This is a genomic window from Waterburya sp. (assembly GCF_058530065.1).
This window is the reverse complement of sequence record NZ_JBZNBU010000316.1, coordinates 1-3037: the sequence shown is the minus strand read 5'-3', so window position 1 is coordinate 3037 and position 3037 is coordinate 1. Positions and strand designations below refer to the sequence as shown.

The 3037-nt window shown below is 41.5% G+C and carries 3 protein-coding genes; all 3 read left to right on the top strand.

What is annotated here, in order from left to right; translation table 11 throughout:
• Window positions 1-175 precede the first annotated feature (175 nt).
• The 3 genes from AC33VI_RS18770 (at window position 176) to AC33VI_RS18760 (ending at window position 2739) form a co-directional block, all read left to right on the top strand.
• The gene (locus AC33VI_RS18770; RefSeq protein WP_491783785.1) at window positions 176-1000 is read left to right on the top strand and encodes a PHP domain-containing protein; all 825 of its coding nucleotides are present in this window, start codon (window positions 176-178) and stop codon (window positions 998-1000) included.
• 12 nt (window positions 1001-1012) lie between these two features.
• Window positions 1013-2032: a zinc-binding alcohol dehydrogenase family protein gene (locus tag AC33VI_RS18765; protein ID WP_491783784.1), complete on the top strand. Its 1020-nt coding sequence runs from the start codon at window positions 1013-1015 to the stop codon at window positions 2030-2032.
• 488 nt (window positions 2033-2520) lie between these two features.
• Complete coding sequence (locus AC33VI_RS18760; protein WP_491783783.1) at window positions 2521-2739, top strand: helix-turn-helix domain-containing protein; 219 nt, start codon at window positions 2521-2523, stop codon at window positions 2737-2739.
• The last annotated feature ends 298 nt before the right edge of the window (window positions 2740-3037 follow it).

Here is a 3037-nt window from a genome sequence, read left to right as displayed (position 1 = left end):
TAGTTCTTAGTTTTTAAAGTTTAATTATGTGGTCTACCCATGTGAAAAACGCAGTAAAATCGGGTTCGCCAATCTCTGCCAGAAGTCTATATTTAATAGCTAAAATAATAATCTCCTCTATCTCAGTCAAAAAAGCCCCGTTTGACCAGCAACTATTAACTAAAGTCAATTACCCATGATCGAATTACACGCCCACACCACCTATTCCGATGGTATCTTTACACCCCAAGAACTAGTAGAAAAAGCAGTAAGAGCGGGAGTTAAAGCTTTAGCAATTACCGACCACGATACATTACACGGTTGGGATGATGCGATCGCAGCAGCAGTGGAGCATGACATCGAAATAGTACCAGGGGTAGAACTGAGTACGGTATATAACGGGCGATCGCTTCATATTTTAGGCTATTATCCCCAAAAAGAATTATTAGCTGAACCTTTAGCCGAGCGTTTAGCAGGAAGAAAACGCAGAGCCAAGAAAATGATCGAAAATTTGGCAGTAATGGGTTATCCCTTAGAATTAACCAATCTTGAGGGAAATATGGCTTTGGGTCGTCCCCATATTGCTAGTGCCATGGTAAAAGCGGGTTATGTAAACTCTTCTCAAGAAGCTTTTGAACGTTTTATTGGTGAAGATTGCCAAGCATATGTCCATTATGAGAAGTTTACCGCCCAAGAAGGAATAGAATTAATTCGTGCTTGTGGTGGCATACCAGTTTGGGCGCATCCTTTTTTATTTCGAGGCGGAAAAGTTCCAGAAGTATTACCCATACTAATTGAGGCAGGTTTAATGGGTTTAGAAGTATTCCATCCCCATCATGGCAACAATAAAGTCAAGCAACTCCAAGAACTTTGCCAACAATATAATCTATTAATTACGGGAGGTACTGACTATCACGGTTACGATCCAGACCATCCCGAACTAGAAAAATGGCAGTTAAATCAATTTAATTTACCTCTTAGTATGCTGGAGGCAATTAAACAAGCAGTAAACAATAAGTAAGAGGAGTAAACGATGAAAGCAATTGGTTTAACAAAGTACTTACCGATTGAAAATGACAATAGTTTGCAGGATCTAGAAATAGATCGCCCGATAGCTACAGGATCGGATTTATTGGTAGAAGTTAAGGCAATCTCTGTTAACTCCGTCGATACTAAAGTTCGCAGTCTTAAAGACAAAGTTGAAGATAAGCCTCGTATTTTGGGCTGGGATGGGGCAGGAATAGTCAGAGAAATTGGCGATCAAGTAACTAAGTTTATCCCAGGGGATGAAGTTTATTATGCAGGAGATATTACTCGTCCTGGAAGTAATAGCGAATTTCAGTTAGTAGATGAAAGAATTGTGGGCTACAAACCTCAAAACCTGGATTTTGCCGAAGCAGCAGCTATGCCTCTGACTAGTATTACCGCTTGGGAAGCCTTATTCGATCGCCTGGCAATTGACAAAGATGGCAGAGATGAGGGAAAAACCATCCTAATTATTAATGGTGCTGGTGGTGTAGGTTCGATCGCCATTCAACTGGCAAAAAAACTAGCAAGATTAAAAGTAATTGCATCGGCTTCTCGTCCCGAAACTAGAGCTTGGTGTCAACAGCTAGGGGCAGACCATCTAGTTAATCATCGTCATAATCTAGCAGAGGAAATAGCCACAATTGGTTACAAAACTGTAGATTATATCCTGTGTTTAAACGATACAGACGGTCATTGGCAGGCGATCGCTCAAGCTATTAAACCCCAAGGAAAGATTTGCTGCATCGTTGGCAACAAACAGCCCCTGGCAATGGATGTGTTGAAAAATAAGAGTGCCGAACTAGTATGGGAATTTATGTTTACTCGTTCGATGTATCAAACAGAAGATCTGGCAGAACAAGGTAAACTACTCAACGAAGTTAGCCGACTGCTCAAAAACAATACTTTGATAACTACTTGCCAAGATATTGTTCGTCCCATCAATGCTGCTAACCTCAGAAAAGTTCATCAGCGTATAGAAAAAGGTAATGCCATCGGCAAAATCGTTTTAGTAGACTGGAATTAACATCTAAGTAGTCGTACAAAAATAATTTCATAGTGACAGAACTCCATAGGTTTATTGCCAATTTCCGAGTAGAACCAAAGGCGGCCAATAATAAGGATGACTATATTATATTGTCGTTCTAAGAGCAAAGATAGTTGGGCTTTAGCCATGGCTTGGGATTTAGTGCCTTACGAGGTTTTCAGAAGCCCGCGCTCTCCGAAGGGAGCGTCGTGTAAATTAGGTTGTTTCTGAGCAATTTGAACTAGATTGGGCATACTTGGCAGAATATCTAGCGTAGGTTAGGTCAACATCGTTCAATTCGATATCACGGTTAATAATCTTGGCTATTCTGATTGCCTCTTCCCATTCACAAACAAGCCTTATTTGATTCCTGTTGCCTGTAGGATAAGTCCACCTTAAACGATACTTATTTACAGCAGTTTTCAGTTGAATAGACCCAAACAAATGGTAATCTACATTTAGATAAAAAGAAAATGCGATCGCTATCGATGCCTGCTCCTTATTCAATAGATTTACGACGACGAGTAATAAATGCCTATGAAGCCAAAGAAGGTTCACAAAGGGAAATAGCACAAAGGTTTCAAGTTAGTCATTCTTTTGTAAAAAGATTAATCGAACGCTATCGAGAAACAGGAACTATCGAACCCAAATCTCAGGTCGTCGGGAGCGATGGCTATAATCAAAAAATCCGAACTCAAGCAGGTTGAGCAATTAGTGAACGAACAGCCAGATGCATTATTGCGAGAATTATGCGAACGTTGGGAAGCCCTCAAGGGAATAAAAGTTAGTATCTCTACAATGCACCGCAGGCTAGAGCAATTAAAGTTGACCACTAAAAAAGCGGCGAGACCCCGCGTCGCCGAAAGGCGCGTCTTGAAAAAGTTGACGGCACTCCATACTCGGATGCAAGCTCCGAGTCCGTGCCTCCTCATGGGGGAGACCCCAAAGCTTCGATTGGGTATGGCGAGGAAGCCTCGCCACCCCTCTCGCTCAAGACCGCACTTT